Source organism: Pedobacter sp. Leaf194 (genome assembly GCF_001423945.1).
Taxonomy (GTDB): Bacteria; Bacteroidota; Bacteroidia; order Sphingobacteriales; family Sphingobacteriaceae; genus Pedobacter.
The window spans coordinates 237,588-253,323 of record NZ_LMPU01000010.1 but is presented as its reverse complement, the minus strand read 5'-3'; the positions used below and the strand labels follow the sequence as shown (position 1 = coordinate 253,323).

At 40.3% G+C, this 15,736-nt stretch carries 14 protein-coding genes; all 14 read left to right on the top strand.

The genetic code is table 11. The annotated features are described in order from the left end of the window. Window positions 1-17 precede the first annotated feature (17 nt). The 14 genes from ASG14_RS15680 (at window position 18) to ade (ending at window position 15,720) form a co-directional block, all read left to right on the top strand. Window positions 18-1,196: a nitrate/nitrite transporter gene (locus ASG14_RS15680; RefSeq protein WP_056872009.1), complete on the top strand. Its 1,179-nt coding sequence runs from the start codon at window positions 18-20 to the stop codon at window positions 1,194-1,196. A 4-nt stretch (window positions 1,197-1,200) separates the two neighbouring features. Beyond that, a complete protein-coding gene (locus ASG14_RS15675; protein WP_056872008.1) occupies window positions 1,201-2,043 on the top strand; it encodes a sulfurtransferase in 843 nt (280 codons plus the stop codon). A 271-nt stretch (window positions 2,044-2,314) separates the two neighbouring features. After that, on the top strand, window positions 2,315-2,845 hold the full coding sequence (locus ASG14_RS15670; RefSeq protein WP_056872007.1) for a DUF177 domain-containing protein: 531 nt from the start codon (window positions 2,315-2,317) through the stop codon (window positions 2,843-2,845). Window positions 2,846-2,860: 15 nt separating this feature from the next. Continuing rightward, on the top strand, window positions 2,861-3,052 hold the full coding sequence (gene rpmF / locus ASG14_RS20060) for a 50S ribosomal protein L32 (RefSeq protein ID WP_025143959.1): 192 nt from the start codon (window positions 2,861-2,863) through the stop codon (window positions 3,050-3,052). 100 nt (window positions 3,053-3,152) lie between these two features. Then, window positions 3,153-4,091 carry a phosphate acyltransferase PlsX gene (gene plsX, locus ASG14_RS15665; protein WP_056872006.1) on the top strand — a complete coding sequence of 313 codons (939 nt, stop codon included), beginning with the start codon at window positions 3,153-3,155 and terminating at the stop codon, window positions 4,089-4,091. An 18-nt stretch (window positions 4,092-4,109) separates the two neighbouring features. Next, window positions 4,110-5,105 carry a beta-ketoacyl-ACP synthase III gene (locus ASG14_RS15660; protein ID WP_056872005.1) on the top strand — a complete coding sequence of 332 codons (996 nt, stop codon included), beginning with the start codon at window positions 4,110-4,112 and terminating at the stop codon, window positions 5,103-5,105. Between the two features lie 145 nt (window positions 5,106-5,250). Beyond that, a complete protein-coding gene (gene accB / locus ASG14_RS15655) occupies window positions 5,251-5,727 on the top strand; it encodes an acetyl-CoA carboxylase biotin carboxyl carrier protein (protein WP_056872004.1) in 477 nt (158 codons plus the stop codon). Between the two features lie 106 nt (window positions 5,728-5,833). Further along, window positions 5,834-7,174 carry an acetyl-CoA carboxylase biotin carboxylase subunit gene (accC, locus tag ASG14_RS15650; RefSeq protein ID WP_056872003.1) on the top strand — a complete coding sequence of 447 codons (1,341 nt, stop codon included), beginning with the start codon at window positions 5,834-5,836 and terminating at the stop codon, window positions 7,172-7,174. A 70-nt stretch (window positions 7,175-7,244) separates the two neighbouring features. Continuing rightward, window positions 7,245-8,126, top strand: a complete 882-nt coding sequence (tatC, locus tag ASG14_RS15645) for a twin-arginine translocase subunit TatC (protein WP_056872002.1) — start codon at window positions 7,245-7,247, stop codon at window positions 8,124-8,126. A 46-nt stretch (window positions 8,127-8,172) separates the two neighbouring features. After that, window positions 8,173-8,610: a ribose 5-phosphate isomerase B gene (gene rpiB, locus ASG14_RS15640; protein ID WP_056872001.1), complete on the top strand. Its 438-nt coding sequence runs from the start codon at window positions 8,173-8,175 to the stop codon at window positions 8,608-8,610. A 27-nt stretch (window positions 8,611-8,637) separates the two neighbouring features. Then, window positions 8,638-10,272: a M28 family peptidase gene (locus ASG14_RS15635; RefSeq protein ID WP_056872000.1), complete on the top strand. Its 1,635-nt coding sequence runs from the start codon at window positions 8,638-8,640 to the stop codon at window positions 10,270-10,272. A 90-nt stretch (window positions 10,273-10,362) separates the two neighbouring features. Further along, window positions 10,363-11,751: a LutB/LldF family L-lactate oxidation iron-sulfur protein gene (locus ASG14_RS15630; protein WP_056871999.1), complete on the top strand. Its 1,389-nt coding sequence runs from the start codon at window positions 10,363-10,365 to the stop codon at window positions 11,749-11,751. Window positions 11,752-12,019: 268 nt separating this feature from the next. Further along, window positions 12,020-13,996, top strand: a complete 1,977-nt coding sequence (locus ASG14_RS15625; RefSeq protein WP_056871998.1) for a thiamine pyrophosphate-dependent enzyme — start codon at window positions 12,020-12,022, stop codon at window positions 13,994-13,996. Window positions 13,997-14,082: 86 nt separating this feature from the next. Further along, complete coding sequence (gene ade / locus ASG14_RS15620) at window positions 14,083-15,720, top strand: adenine deaminase (RefSeq protein WP_056871997.1); 1,638 nt, start codon at window positions 14,083-14,085, stop codon at window positions 15,718-15,720. The last annotated feature ends 16 nt before the right edge of the window (window positions 15,721-15,736 follow it).

Below are 15,736 nucleotides of genomic sequence, written 5' to 3'. Positions count from 1 at the left end.
GTGCTTGCAACTCAAAAATGATGAGCGCCACAACAAATCGATACATTTTGCCAATTATCGTGATTTCGCAGTTTCTCTGCACCTCACTTTGGTTTGCCGGTAATGCGGTACTGGCAGATATTACGGGCAATTTTCCTCAAGAAATGAACCTTTTAGCCAATTTAACAAGCATGGTTCAGCTTGGTTTTATTGGCGGAACGCTGGTTTTTGCATTTTTTGCGCTATCCGATATTTTTTCGCCTTCGAAAGTTTTTTTCGTTTGCGGTATTGCTGCGGCGCTATTTAACCTAGGCATTTGCCTTGATGTGAAAGAAGTTAATGTCTTGCTGCTTTTTCGCTTCTTAACCGGATTTATGCTGGCCGGAATTTATCCGGTGGGTATGAAAATCGCTTCAGATTACTTTAAGGATGGCTTAGGCAAATCTCTGGGTTTTTTAGTTGGCGCCCTGGTTTTTGGTACTGCATTTCCACATTTGCTAAAAAATTTTACGGGCAGTTTTGCCTGGGAGTACGTTATTTATGCCACGTCCGCATTAGCAGTTTTGGGTGCATTTTTAATATTTATGCTCGTTCCAGATGGCCCGTTTCGAGTAGCGGCACAGCAATTTAATTTAGTAGCATCGTTAAGTGGTTTCAAAAACGCGAGTTTTAGAGCGGCAGCGTTTGGCTATTTCGGCCACATGTGGGAGCTGTACACTTTCTGGGCGTTTTTGCCAGGTATGTTGCTGCTTTACAATAGCACGCACCCGGCGGCAACAATTAACGTATCGCTGTTTTCTTTTTTGATAATCGCATCAGGAGGCATTTCCTGTATGGTCGGCGGATTACTTTCGCAAAGATTTGGAGCAAAAAGAATCGCCACAATTGCACTCGCCCTTTCAGGTTTATGTTGTTTACTTTCTCCTTTATTTCTCTTTAGCAGCTCCATGTATTTATTCCTGACTTTTTTGTTTACCTGGGGTTTATCCGGCACCGCCGATTCGCCATTATTTTCTTCGCTTGTGGCCAAGCATGCGCCGGAAAAATTAAGAGGAACATCTTTAACGCTGGTTAATTGCATTGGGTTTGCAATTACAATCATCAGTATTCAAATGATCAATTTGTTCGCGAAAGAAATCAATTCACACTATCTTTATATGTTGTTAGCCATTGGGCCTGTGTTGGGCTTAATAGCATTAACGAAGCCAAAAAAATAACTTTATGTCAAAACTTTCTCCAATTATACAGCCAGAAGATTTAACCTGGTTAAACCAGGATGATGAAATTGTAATTATTGATGCGAGTGCCGGCTCTAAAACGCGTTACGAAACTGAGCATTTAGCTGGCGCATTATTCGCTGATGTGAATGAAGATTTAGCTAATGTTGGCGATTTTGCTTTGGGCGGTCGCCACCCATTGCCTGGTTCTTACCAATTTGCCAATGTTTTACAAAAACTTGGCATTACAAAAAATACCCATGTTATTGTTTACGACGATAAAAATGGCGGTAACGCTGCCGCCAGATTATGGTGGATGCTAAGCGCAATCGGGCACGAAAAAGTTCAGGTGATTAATGGTGGCTACCAGGCCGCTGTGAAAGCTGGTTTCCCGGTAACTGATAAGGTTGAAATCCCTAGAGCAGTCGAAAAATACGATGTGCAAAACTGGACCTTACCGTTATCTGATATCAGCGAAGTTGAAAAAGCAGCTAAAACCGATGGCTACAAGGTTATTGATGTCCGCGATGCAAACCGTTACGCCGGATTAACAGAACCGATTGATTTAATAGCCGGCCACATTCCGGGCGCAACGAATATTCCTTTTACCGAAAATTTAGATGCAGAAGGGCGTTTTTTAAGTCCTGAGGTTTTAGAAGCCAAATATTTAAAAGTTTTGGAGGGTGTTGAGCCTGGACAAGTAATTGTTCACTGTGGCTCTGGCATTACTGCCTGCCATACGCTTTTAGCGATGAATTATGCAGGTTTGCCCATCCCAAAGCTGTATGTTGGTTCATGGAGCGAATGGAGCAGGAACAACAAAGAAATGGTTTTGGCTAAAAATTAAGCGCTTGGTTTTTTAGCAAAGGCCGTTGTTAATTAAACCCGATTGCCGTGAAAATACTTTTTTTTTAATAGTACTGCTTACAGGTAAAAAAAAAGATTGAACAGAAAGCGGGAGTTTCCTGACCGATTAGCAATGACACTGATTTTCAAAAAAATAATATTTCAGGCCGGGATTTTGAAATTTCGCTTTAAGAATGGCAACAATTTTTAAAAAAACATTTTTAATCTAAGTATTTTATCCCTACATTTGCAGGCTAAAATTTTACAGTACTTTGAACCCGCTAAAACAATTTTCTGTACCGTTTACCGGATTAAAATTGGGAAGCCATCAGTTTGAATATGAGCTTGATGACACCTTTTTTAACGCCTTCGAGTACTCGTTAATTAAAAGTGGAAATTTAAAAGTAAACCTGGAACTTGAGAAACAAGAAACCATGTTGCTATTAAAATTCAAAGTTATTGGTACGGTAAGTTTAGATTGCGATAAATGCTTATCTGAATTTCCATTGCCGGTTAATTTGTACGAAAGGCAGATTGTAAAATTTGAGGGCGACAATCTGGAGAGTGATGATGACGAGATTATCTCACTTAGCAGAAAGGAAACGTCAATTGATATTTCGGGGCCTTTATACGAAATGATTAACGTAGCGGTGCCTTATATTAAAAACTGTGAGCAAGCTGGTAAGGAGTGCGATCAGGAAATGATTGATAGATTAGAACAACTTTCTATCGATAAACAGGCTGAAGAAAATGAACAATCGAGCGACCCGCGTTGGGAAGCACTTAATAAGTTAAAAAAATAATTAGATTATACACCAATGGCACATCCAAAACGGAAAATCTCGAAACAGAGAAAGAATAAAAGAAGAACCCACTATAAAGCAGTGACTCCTTCTTTAGCAACATGCTCAGCAACAGGTGCTATCCACGTACCTCACCGTGCTTACAACGTTGATGGTAACCTATACTATAACGGTAAATTGGTTATCGAAAATACTCAAATCGGGTAATTTTCTTAAAAAATTGTTTGTGTTTTCAGCGGCTTTAGTCATACCTTAGTCAACTGAAATTTTTAGGATTAACCTAAACTAACACAGACAGATTTTTTCTATGAAAATAGGCCTCGACATAATGGGCGGAGACTATGCTCCTAAAGCAATTGTTTTAGGAGCAATAGCAGCTCATCAATCGCTAAACGCTGGAGAACACCTCGTTCTTATCGGCGATACCGAACAGATTAAACCAATTCTCGCAGAAGAAGGATTTAATCCGGATCATTTTGAATACGTTCATACTGATGAAGTAATTGGTATGGGCGAACACCCCACAAAAGCAATTGTTCAGAAACCTAAATCGAGCATAGCTGTTGGCTTTAACCTTTTAAAGGAAGGCAAAATCGATTCGTTTGCAAGTGCAGGCAATTCTGGCGCTATGCTTGTTGGCGCAGTTTTTAGCGTTAAAACAATTCCGGGCATTATCCGCCCATGTTTATGTACAATTCTTCCGAAAATAAAAGGTGGCACAGGCTTATTGCTTGATGTTGGCGCTAATGCAGATTGCAAGCCAGATATTTTATTGCAGTTCGGTGTGTTAGGAAGTTTATATGCAGAAAATTTATGGCAAATAAATTCCCCTAAAGTTGCGTTATTAAATATAGGCGAAGAAGATGAAAAAGGCAACATGCTCAGCATGGCCACTTTCCCTTTAATGAAAGACACGAATTTATTCAATTTTGTTGGTAATGTAGAGGGAAGGGATTTGTTTAATGATAAAGCGGATGTTATTGTTTGCGACGGTTTTACAGGGAATGTAGTGCTAAAATTAGCAGAATCATTTTATGTGCTTACCGTAAAAAAAGGCATGAAAGATGAGTTTTTCGATCGTTTCAATTACGAGCAATACGGAGGCAGCCCCGTTTTGGGCGTTAATGCTCCGGTTGTAATCGGGCACGGAATTTCAAGTCCGCTGGCGGTGAAAAACATGGTTCTGCAATCGCGTGAGATGATAACAACCGGATTAGTAGAAAAAATTAGAGTGGCATTTAAATAATTCATTAAAATTTTTAAAATGAGTAAAATTCACGCTGCTATTACAGCAGTAAATGGTTACGTCCCCGACTATGTGCTTACAAACGCAGAGTTAGAAACCATGGTTGATACTTCGGATGAATGGATTACCAGCAGAACTGGGATTAAAGAGCGCAGAATTTTAAAAGGAGAAGGGCTGGGAACATCAGATATGGCCGTTCATGCTGTAAATGGTTTGCTAAAAAAGAGAGGTATTGATGCAAAGGAAATTGAATTAATTATTTTTTGCACCACTACTCCTGATTTTACTTTTCCTGCTACGGCTAACGTTTTAGCGGATAAAATTGGTGCTTCGAATGCCTGGGGTTACGATCTACAAGCGGCCTGTTCTGGCTTTATTTTTGGCCTTTCTACAGGCGCCTCTTTTATAGAATCAGGAAGACATAAGAAGGTATTGGTTGTTGGCGGCGATAAAATGTCGTCGATAATTAATTACGAAGACCGTACAACCTGCATTATTTTTGGTGATGGCTGTGGTTGTGCATTGCTCGAGCCAAATGAAGAAGGCCTCGGCATTCAGGATTCGATTTTAAGAACTGATGGTGCAGGAAGAGATTTCTTAGGTATGAAGGCGGGCGGTTCAGTTAAGCCGGCAACCCACGAAACAATTGATGCAAGAGAGCATTATGCGCATCAGGAAGGGCCAACAGTGTTTAAGTTTGCCGTTACAAACATGGCAGATGTTGCTGCAGAAATTATGGAACGCAACAGCCTTACGGCTGACGATGTTGCATGGTTAGTGCCTCATCAGGCAAACAAACGTATTATAGATGCAACCGCAAACCGAATGGGTGTAACAACCGATAAGGTAATGATTAATATAGAACGCTACGGCAATACCACAAACGGAACAATTCCATTATGTTTATGGGAATGGGAAAGCAGGTTAAAGAAAGGCGATAACATCGTATTGGCTGCTTTTGGTGGCGGTTTTACCTGGGGTTCTATCTACCTTAAGTGGGCATACAACAGTTAGTCGGTTTTTTTCAGGCAGCGTCATATTAATAAGGGGCTTGCTAAATAAGAACACTCAAACAGCTAACCAACTAAAATTTAAAACAAAAAAAGTATAACTTAGTTAATTCAATAAACACTATTTTTTACAATAACTAGCCTAAAAAATGGATATCAAACAAATACAGGAACTGATTAAATTTGTTTCTCGTTCTGGTGTAAATGAAGTTGCAATCGAGCAAGAGAATTTCAAAATTACAATTAAAACAAACCAGGCGCCTACGGTTGTGCACGCAACTGTACCGCAAGCTCCGCTTTTACAGGCAGCAGCACCGGTTGCTACAGCTCCTACTGCACCGGCAGCTTCAACTCCAGCTGTTCCAGCTGCAGAAGATACCTCGAAATACATTACCATTAAATCGCCAATGATTGGCACCTTCTACCGTTCATCAAGTCCGGATAAGCCTATGTTTGTTAACGTTGGTGATGAAGTTGCAACCGGTAAAGTAATTTGTATCATTGAAGCAATGAAGCTTTTCAACGAAATTGAAAGCGAAGTTTCAGGCCGTATCGTTAAGATTCTGGTTGATAATGCCTCGCCGGTAGAGTACGACCAACCATTATTTTTAGTAGAACCTATTTAAAAATTGATTTCACATATTTGAGGTGTGTGCACTGTTTCAGTTACAATAGTAATTGTCAAAGAATCGGTGTAGTCCATCCATGGGTGTAATCATCAATTAAAAAATCATGTTTAAAAAAATACTAATTGCCAACAGGGGCGAAATCGCTTTGCGTATTATCCGTACCTGTAAGGAAATGGGCATCAAAACGGTTGCAGTTTACTCTACTGCTGATAGGGAGAGTTTGCATGTACGTTTTGCTGATGAGGCTGTTTGTATTGGCCCACCGCCAAGTAAAGATTCATATCTGAATATCCCAAATATTATATCAGCTGCAGAATTAACTAATGCAGATGCGATTCATCCGGGTTATGGCTTTTTATCCGAAAACGCTAAGTTTTCGAATATTTGCCGCGAGTATGGCATTAAATTTATCGGTGCAACGCCCGAGCAGATTAATGGTATGGGTGATAAAGCTTCGGCTAAAGAAACCATGAAAATTGCGGGTGTACCAACAATTCCAGGTTCTGAAGGCTTGCTTACCAGCGTTAAAGAAGGTATTGGAATTGCTAATGAAATGGGTTATCCGGTTATACTTAAAGCTACTGCCGGTGGTGGTGGCCGTGGTATGCGGGTGGTTTGGAAAGATGAAGATTTTGAAAATGCCTGGGATAGTGCCCGCCAGGAATCTGGTGCCGCCTTTGGTAACGATGGTTTATATTTAGAAAAGTACATCGAAGATCCTCGCCACATAGAAATTCAGATTATTGGCGACCAGTTTGGTAAAGCCTGCCATCTTTCAGAAAGAGATTGCTCTATTCAGCGCCGTCACCAGAAATTGGTTGAAGAATCTCCTTCTCCGTTTATGACAGACGAACTACGCGTACGAATGGGTGAAGCTGCGATAAAAGGTGCAATGGCCGTAAATTACGAAGGCGCCGGAACAATTGAGTTCCTGGTAGATAAGCACCGTAATTTTTACTTTATGGAAATGAATACCCGTATCCAGGTAGAGCACCCGGTTACAGAAGAGGTAATTAATTTCGATTTAATTAAGGAGCAAATCAAAGTTGCCGCTGGAATCCCTATTTCAGGTAAAAATTATTTTCCGGATATGCATGCAATTGAGTGCCGGATTAACGCAGAAGACCCTGCAAATAATTTTCGCCCGTCGCCAGGTAAAATTACCAATTTTCACTCGCCAGGCGGTCATGGTGTGCGTGTAGATACCCATGTTTATGCAGGTTATCAAATTCCTTCAAACTACGATTCGATGATTGCAAAGTTGATTTGCGTTGCTCAAACAAGGGAAGAAGCCATTTGTACAATGGAACGTGCTTTAGGTGAGTTTGTAATCGAAGGTGTAAAAACAACCATTCCATTTCACTTACAGTTAATGAAAGATCCGAACTTTAGGGCCGGAAATTTCACAACAAAATTTATGGAAACATTTGAATTTTCAGAATAATATAAACTATTTCTATATTTAACACGTAAATACCATTCTATTCATTTAGAATGGTATTTTTGTTTTCAACATGAGCGACACTAAAAAATCATTACTTACAAAAGCTATCGGACAAAAGAGCACAACCCTCGAGGCAGAAATGTCTTTTTTCGATCACCTCGATGTTCTCCGTAAACACTTAATCAGAGCCGTAATCGCCATCGCTGTCTTTACAGGAATCGCATTTTACTTTAATGAAGAAATTCTTGACAAGATAATTTTCGGGCCTAAAAAACCAGATTTCTGGACTTACAGAATGATGTGTAAACTGGTTGAACATTTCCCATCTTTAGGCAAAGACATGTGTATCACCAAAATCAACGGTGAAATTATCAACACTGAAATGGCAGGCCAGTTTAATCTGCAGCTTAACGTTTGTGTTATGTGTGGTATTGTACTCGGTTTTCCGTATCTCCTGTGGGAAATCTGGCGCTTTGTTAAGCCTGCTTTACATGAGAAAGAACGTAAATCTGCAAGCGGATTTGTGTTTTTTGCATCGGTACTTTTTATCATCGGTATTGTATTCGGATATTTCATTATCTGCGCATTGTCCATTAACTTTTTAACGGGTTACACGGTCAGCTCTGAAATTAAAAATACATTCACGGTCGATTCATATGTATCCTCTATTGCTACTTTAACACTTGGAACAGGTATTATTTTTGAATTGCCAATCATTATTTTCATTTTATCGAAATTAGGCTTGATGACGCCAAAGCTAATGCGTTCGAGCAGGAGATATGCCGCGGTTATTATTCTAATTATCGCAGCAATAGTAACGCCAACACCAGATATTTTAACAATGCTTACAGTAGCTGCACCTTTGTTTTTATTGTATGAGGCCAGTATTTTTGTTTCGGCATACATCGAAAAAAAGAAGAAAAAAGCGGAGGCTGAGTTCTACGCTAACTAACAAAAACATTACGCAGAGATTTCATATTTCTCTATAAATTTGACGGATGACAAACACCAAAATTAAAATTGCAATTGGTTCAGATCATGCAGGTTTCGACCAAAAGGAATTATTGAAAAATTTTTTGGCAGACTATGAAGTTGAGGATTTCGGAACACACACGGCAGATTCTGTAGACTATCCGGATTTTGCTCACCCGGTTGCTTCGGCTGTAGAAAACGGTGCTTTTGATTTTGGTATTTTACTTTGCGGCTCTGCAAACGGTGTTGCAATAACGGCAAACAAACACCAGGGAATCAGAGCCGGTTTGTGCTGGGAAAATGAAGTTGCATCTTTAGTTAGAAAGCACAATAATGCTAACGTATTATGTATTCCGGCACGTTTTGTATCTGATGCGCTTGCAACAGAGATTACAACCACTTTTTTAACTACCAAATTTGAAGGTGGTCGCCACCAAAACAGGGTTGATAAAATATCCTGCTAATTATCAGAAACTAACTTTTACTATATAATGAACAAAAAATTTTTAACCCTTGGCTTAGCTTCCGTACTTAGTATTGGCTGCTTTGCACAAGTTAAACCACTTGTGGCCAACAAGGATGCAATTAAATTTGGCAAGGCGATTAATCCTGCCGATGGCTTTAAACACCTTTCTGTTTTAGCTTCTGATGAGTACGAAGGTCGTGAGACTGGTACAAAAGGCGCCTGGATGGCAGCAGATTACATTCGCAACTATTTTAAATCAATCGGTTTAAAAGGACCGGTTAACGGCGAATATTTCCAGAAAATTGATCTGGTAAATGTTACCCTTAAACAAAGTCAGTTGACCGTAAATGGCCAGCCAAAAGAGTATCAAAAAGACTATATCGTTTCTCCAACCTTAATCAGTGATAAAGGATTTACGTTTTCAACTGATCAAATTGTTTTTGTGGGTTACGCAATAAACAAAGGCGGTTACAACGATTTCGCTGGAACCGATATCAAAGGTAAAGTGGTAATGATGTTTAGTGCGGGTGATCCGACTGTGAAAGCCGGAACGAGAGTAGACAGACAAGCTTATCGTGCCATGCTTGAATCAAGAGCAAAATATTTTGCTGAAAATCAGGTAAAAGCCATTATTCTTATCGACCCAATGGTTGATAGAATTACGGATAACACAAAGCAAACTTTAAACAAAGGACGGGTATTCGTTAAAACGAATGCTGCCTTAGAAGCGCAGAAGCAAAATGATATCCCGCGTATTTCGATTTCTACTACTGTGGCGAACGAGCTCTTAAAAGCATCAAACACAACAGTTGCAGATTTACAAAAGAAAATTGTTGATAGTCAGGCGCCGGCTTCTCAGGTTCTAAACGTTCCATTTTCTGCCAGTGCAGCAAAAACTGAAACGCCTGTTCGGTGTGAAAATGTTTTAGGTTTCCTGGAAGGTTCTGATCCTGTACTTAAAAAAGAAGTATTGGTTTTAACAGGTCATTATGATCACATTGGATTGGTTACTGACCCAAATGCGACAGATAAAGTTAATAACGGTGCCGACGATGACGGCTCTGGAACAACTGGTGTTTTGTTAATGGCAAAAGCATTTGCTGATGCAAAAAAAGCAGGTAAAGGGCAAAAGCGCAGTATTTTATTTATGACTGTTGTGGGTGAAGAAAAAGGCTTATGGGGTTCTGAGTGGTATTCAGAGCATCCGGTATTTCCTGTTGAGAACACAATTGCAGACTTAAACACAGATATGATTGGCCGCATTGGCGAGGAATATTTAGGTAAACCAGATTCTGCAAACTACATCTACTCCGTTGGTTCGAAAATGTTGAGCAGCGATTTGGCTAATTTGCAGGAACGTGTAAATGCAACCTACACTAAAATGAAGCTGGATTTTAAATACGATGATCCGAAAGATCCTGAGCAAATCTATTACCGTTCAGACCATTACAATTTTGCGAAATTAGGCATTCCGATTATCTTTTATTATGATGGTATGTTGCAACAAGACTACCACAGACCAGGTGATGAGGTAAGCAAAATTAACTTCGAATTATTAGCAAAAAGGGCACATTTAACCTACTATATTGCATGGGAGTTGGCTAATCAGGCTAAACGTCCGGTTGTTGATATGGATGGAAAAGGTAACCCAAAGAAATAATAAAGTAAAAATATTGAGCCTCCCGATTATTCGGGAGGCTTTTTTATGCACATTACTTTTGGCGGCAATAGAAATTCCTATCTTTGAGATATGATGAAAACTGCCGAAGAATTTTTAGAGAAATCTGATGAGAAAGCGTTCGATTTACCGCATCGTAAAACCATTAATTATAATATTGGCAAATACAATACGGCAGTAGAGCGAGGCTTATCAAAGTTCGAAAACCTCGAGGCATCAAAAAAGAAAGCACATGTTGTAAAATGGCGTGTGATGGAAAATCTCGATAAATTTCTGCCCGAGTTTGAATCTAATTTCCAGCGCAGAGGCGGAAAAGTTATCTGGGCAAACGATGCCGAAGAAGCGCAGCAGGAAATCTTAAAAATCATCAGAAGAAAAAACGGAAAAACGGTTATCAAATCTAAATCGATGACGACCGAAGAAATTCACCTGAATGATTTCCTGGAGCGTAATCAAATAGAATCGTTAGAGAGTGATTTAGGCGAATATATTGTTCAGCTGCTCGGCCAGGCGCCTTACCATATTGTTACCCCTGCAATGCACCTTAGCGCAACAGACATTGCGCAGTTATTTCACGATAAATTCGGAACACCGATTGACGCTACCCCACCTCAACTCGTTCAAAAAGCAAGAGAATTACTTCGTGATAAATATTTAAATGCCGACATAGGCATTAGCGGCGGAAACTTTTTAATTGCAGATACTGGGAGTATTGCCATTACCGAAAATGAGGGAAATGCCCGCCTGAGCACCACTTTCCCTAAAATACACATTGCCATTGTTGGCATAGAAAAAATAATACCATCAATTGCAGATCTTGATTTGTTTTGGCCTTTACTTGCTTCGCACGGCACCGGGCAAAATTTAACAGTTTACAATACCATTTTAAGCGGCCCCCGCCAACCGAATGAAACTGACGGACCGGAAGAAATGTACGTCATTTTGTTAGATAACGGGCGTACGAATTTGCTGGCTCAGAAAGATCAGCGACAAGGTTTGTATTGCATCCGTTGTGGCGCCTGTTTAAATGCCTGCCCTGTTTATAAAAATATTGGCGGCCATACTTACAATACCACTTATAGCGGACCAATTGGCTCGGTAATTACACCTCATTTAAAAGGGATGGAAGAGTTTAAACATTTAAGCTACGCCTCCAGCCTTTGCGGAAAATGCTCTGAAGTTTGTCCTGTAAAAATCGATATTCATAAAATGTTATTGCTGAACCGTAGAGATGCGGCAACAAGCCACGAAAACGGAAAGGTGGAAGAAGTGGGTTGGGGCATGTTTAACCGTATGATGCAAAATCGTAAATGGATGGATTTTTTTGGTGGGAAATTTAAAAATTTCATGCTGAAAACATTTTTTAGAAAAAGTTGGGGTAAATATCGCGAGATGCCTAAAGTTGCAGACAAATCTTTCGCGAAGCAATGGGAAGAGTTGAAAAAGAGCAAGGAAAATTAACGGGAACTCGAATTGTTGAGTGCAATTTCCTAAATTCAGGATAGCGTATCGGCAAAATGCTTCGCCCAATCGCAAGTGTTTTTTGAAGGCGTTTTTTCCAATTGCAAGCAGCATCTGTCAATTCATTTGCGTGAGCTAAAGTCTAAAGAGCAGATACTATGTTAATTTTAAACAGAGAACCTAAGATAAAGACGCGAGTGTTTTTTTAAATTCACCAATCAGGATTTAGTTAAAGCTGAAGAATGGTCGATTTTTTTTCAAATTTTATATGCATTTCAACCGCCGGGACAAAGACGACAAATTCTTACTGAGTTTATATAAAAGATTGCTTTATCCTCGGATGGTGGAGGAAAAGATGCTTAAACTTTTGCGTCAGGGCAGAATTGGAAAATGGTTTTCAGGAATCGGTCAGGAAGCCATTGCCGTTGGTTCTACTTTGGCCATGGAGGCCGACGAATATATTCTGCCAATGCATCGAAATCTCGGTGTTTTCACCTCCCGGGATATTCCTTTAAAAAGATTAATGGCGCAATGGCAAGGCAAACAATCGGGCTTTACCAAAGGCCGGGACCGCTCCTTTCATTTTGGTACACAAGATTATAAAATCATCGGCATGATTTCTCATCTCGGGCCTCAAATGGCTTTAGCTGATGGGATTGCATTGGCCGACGTTTTGAACAACCAGCAAAAGGCAACTTTAGTTTATACTGGCGACGGCGCAACAAGCGAGGGTGATTTTCATGAAGCAGTTAACGTTGCTGCTGTTTGGAACCTGCCTGTTATTTTCCTGATAGAAAATAATGGATATGGGTTATCTACGCCAAAATCAGAGCAGTTTAAGTGCAAAAACCTTATCGACAAGGCCATAGGCTACGGCATTGAAGGTGTTCAGATTGATGGTAATAATATTCTCGAAGTTTTTGATACCATTAATCAACTGGCAAATGAATTGAGAAAAGATCCGCGTCCTGTTTTGGTAGAGTGCTTAACGTTTAGAATGCGCGGACACGAGGAGGCTTCTGGTACCAAATATGTTCCTCAGGAATTGTTCGATGAATGGGAGAAGAAAGATCCCTTAAGCAATTTCGAATCCTATCTGGTTGAACAAGGTGTTTTAACGCCTGATTCAGTAAGTGCTATAAAAACTGAAATCAAGAAAGAAATAGAATTGGAGGTGGAAGAAGCCTTTGATGAACCTGAGCCTGAGGCAAACGCGGTGCGGGAAGAGACAGATATGTACTTTCCTTATCAGCAAAAGGTGGTTATACCTGGTCAGTCATCCACCGAAAAAAGATATTTAGATGCCATAAGCGATGGGTTGGATTTGGCCATGCAAAAATATCCAAACCTTGTACTAATGGGACAAGATATTGCGGATTATGGCGGCGCTTTTAAAATTACCGACGGCTTTACCGCAAAATTTGGAAAAGGCCGGGTACGGAATACACCCATTTGCGAATCGGCAATTGTTGGTGCAGGTTTAGGTTTATCCATTAATGGCTATAAAGCGGTGGTAGAAATGCAGTTTGCCGATTTCGTGACGGTCGGTTTCAATCAAATTGTAAATAATTTGGCAAAAACCCATTATCGCTGGGGTGAAAAGGCAGACGTTGTAGTTCGGATGCCAACCGGCGCCGGCACAGGCGCAGGGCCATTCCACTCGCAAAGTAACGAGGCCTGGTTTATTAAAACACCAGGGTTGAAAATTGTTTATCCGGCTTTCCCGGATGATGCAAAAGGTCTGCTGCTTGCCGCGATAGAAGATCCAAACCCTGTGCTATACTTTGAACATAAATATCTGTACAGAAGTTTATCTGCACCTATTCCGGATGGTTACTATACCACAGAGATTGGAAAGGCCGCAACCTTGGCGAATGGGAATAAATTTGCAATCATCACCTACGGCTTGGGCGTTCATTGGGCATTGGAATTTATCAAAAACAACCCCGATTGCGGTGCAACTTTAATCGATTTAAGAACCCTGCAGCCCTGGGATAAAGAGACGGTTTTAGCAACAGTAAAATCTACAGGACGAGTTTTGATCTTACATGAAGATACCTTAACAAATGGTTTTGGTGCTGAAATTTCGGCGTGGATAAGCGAACATTGTTTCCAGTATCTGGATGCGCCGATTTTACGGTGCGCCAGTTTGGATACCGCTATACCAATGAGCAAAGTGCTTGAAGAGGATTTCCTGGCTAAAGCAAGACTGGCAGAAACGATTGATAAGCTATTGAAATATTAGGCTTGGTTTATTGTTGAAATTTATCAGTTGGAGTCGTCTTTTAGGAACAATTAACAGTAAATCCTTTTTAAATTAAAAAAATATAAATGAGCAGTTTTAAAGTTGAGGGGAACATAGTCGATATCAAATTGCGAAATATTTACTTCGGCGGAATTGAGGTAGAGGATGGGAAAATAAAAGCCATTAGTAAAATTTCGGGTGCTAAAATTGATACGCCTTTTATTCTTCCGGGCTTTATAGACAGCCATGTTCACATTGAAAGCAGTATGCTCATTCCTAGTGAATTCGCCAGGTTGGCAGTAGTTCACGGAACCGTTTCTACCGTTAGCGACCCGCATGAAATTGCCAACGTTTGCGGTATGGAAGGTGTGGAATTTATGATTGAGAATGGTGAAACCGTCCCTTTTAAATTTAATTTTGGCGCTCCAAGTTGTGTTCCTGCAACAATTTTCGAAACCGCAGGTGCGGAGTTAAATCATGATGACGTTAAATTACTTTTACAGCGGCCAGAGATAAAATATTTAAGTGAAATGATGAATTTCCCTGGCGTGCTTTACAAAGATGAAGAAGTATTGAAAAAGATTGCTGCTGCGCATGCGCTTGGGAAGCCGGTTGATGGGCATGCACCAGGTTTACGTGGCGATGCGGTTCAGCAATATATTGACGCAGGTATTTCTACAGATCATGAATGTTTCACCGCTGAAGAAGCACTGGATAAGCTCCAACGCGGAATGAAAATCCTTATCCGCGAAGGAAGTGCGGCAAAAAATTTCGAGGCTTTAATTGATTTACTAAATGACTGGCCGGAAAAGATTATGTTTTGCAGCGATGATAAGCATCCCGATAGTTTAGTGGAAAACCACATTAATAAACTTTGTGCCAGAGCAGTTGCCAAAGGAATTAATATTTTCAACGTTCTTCAGGCTGCCTGTATAAATCCTGTTAAGCACTATAAACTTGATGTAGGCGTATTGCAAATTGGTGATGCTGCTGATTTTATTGTGGTACAGGATTTACAAGACTTCAACGTTTTGCAAACTTATATTGAAGGTGTGCTGCTTGCCGAAAACGGTAATGTTGTTGGGGATTGGGTAAAACATACCAATGACGGCGCATCGGTAAATCAGTTCGATTGTAGCGTAAAAGACGTAAAAGATTTTATTTACCCTTATACCGGGCAAGATACAATTCCTGTTATCGAAGCATTGGATGGTCAGTTAATTACGAATCGAATTTCGGCAAAGCCATTCGTTTTAGACGGAAACATGGTTTCCGATTTGAAGAATGATATTCTAAAAATGGTTGTTTTAAACCGTTACCATGATGCGCCAATAGCCATTTCATTTGTTAAAAACTTTGGTTTAAAGCAAGGAGCAATTGCATCCAGTGTGGCGCACGACAGCCATAACATTATCGCCGTAGGCGTAGATGATGAAACTATTTGCGATGCTGTAAATCTGGTTATTAAAGCAACCGGGGGCGTAGTAGCGGTTGGAAATGGAAGGGAAGAGGTGCTGGCGCTGCCTGTTGCAGGTTTAATGAGCAATCAAAACGGCTATAAAGTTGCAGAAAGTTATACGCTGATTGATAAGTTTGCAAAAGAACTGGGTTCTACGCTGGTTGCTCCGTTTATGACGCTTTCATTTATGGCTTTGCTGGTTATCCCGCGTTTAAAACTCAGCGACAAAGGCTTATTTGATGGAGATAAATTCGAGTTTGTTTAAATTTGTACAGGCTTTC

Coding starts and splice junctions, on each gene's coding strand:
- ASG14_RS15630 (WP_056871999.1), top strand. CDS start 10,363: ATGATGAAAACTGCCGAAGAATTTTTAGAGAAATCTGATGAGAAAGCG.
- plsX (WP_056872006.1), top strand. CDS start 3,153: ATGAAAATAGGCCTCGACATAATGGGCGGAGACTATGCTCCTAAAGCA.
- ASG14_RS15660 (WP_056872005.1), top strand. CDS start 4,110: ATGAGTAAAATTCACGCTGCTATTACAGCAGTAAATGGTTACGTCCCC.
- ASG14_RS15675 (WP_056872008.1), top strand. CDS start 1,201: ATGTCAAAACTTTCTCCAATTATACAGCCAGAAGATTTAACCTGGTTA.
- accC (WP_056872003.1), top strand. CDS start 5,834: ATGTTTAAAAAAATACTAATTGCCAACAGGGGCGAAATCGCTTTGCGT.
- ASG14_RS15635 (WP_056872000.1), top strand. CDS start 8,638: ATGAACAAAAAATTTTTAACCCTTGGCTTAGCTTCCGTACTTAGTATT.
- tatC (WP_056872002.1), top strand. CDS start 7,245: ATGAGCGACACTAAAAAATCATTACTTACAAAAGCTATCGGACAAAAG.
- ASG14_RS15625 (WP_056871998.1), top strand. CDS start 12,020: ATGCATTTCAACCGCCGGGACAAAGACGACAAATTCTTACTGAGTTTA.
- rpmF (WP_025143959.1), top strand. CDS start 2,861: ATGGCACATCCAAAACGGAAAATCTCGAAACAGAGAAAGAATAAAAGA.
- ade (WP_056871997.1), top strand. CDS start 14,083: ATGAGCAGTTTTAAAGTTGAGGGGAACATAGTCGATATCAAATTGCGA.
- ASG14_RS15680 (WP_056872009.1), top strand. CDS start 18: ATGATGAGCGCCACAACAAATCGATACATTTTGCCAATTATCGTGATT.
- rpiB (WP_056872001.1), top strand. CDS start 8,173: ATGACAAACACCAAAATTAAAATTGCAATTGGTTCAGATCATGCAGGT.
- accB (WP_056872004.1), top strand. CDS start 5,251: ATGGATATCAAACAAATACAGGAACTGATTAAATTTGTTTCTCGTTCT.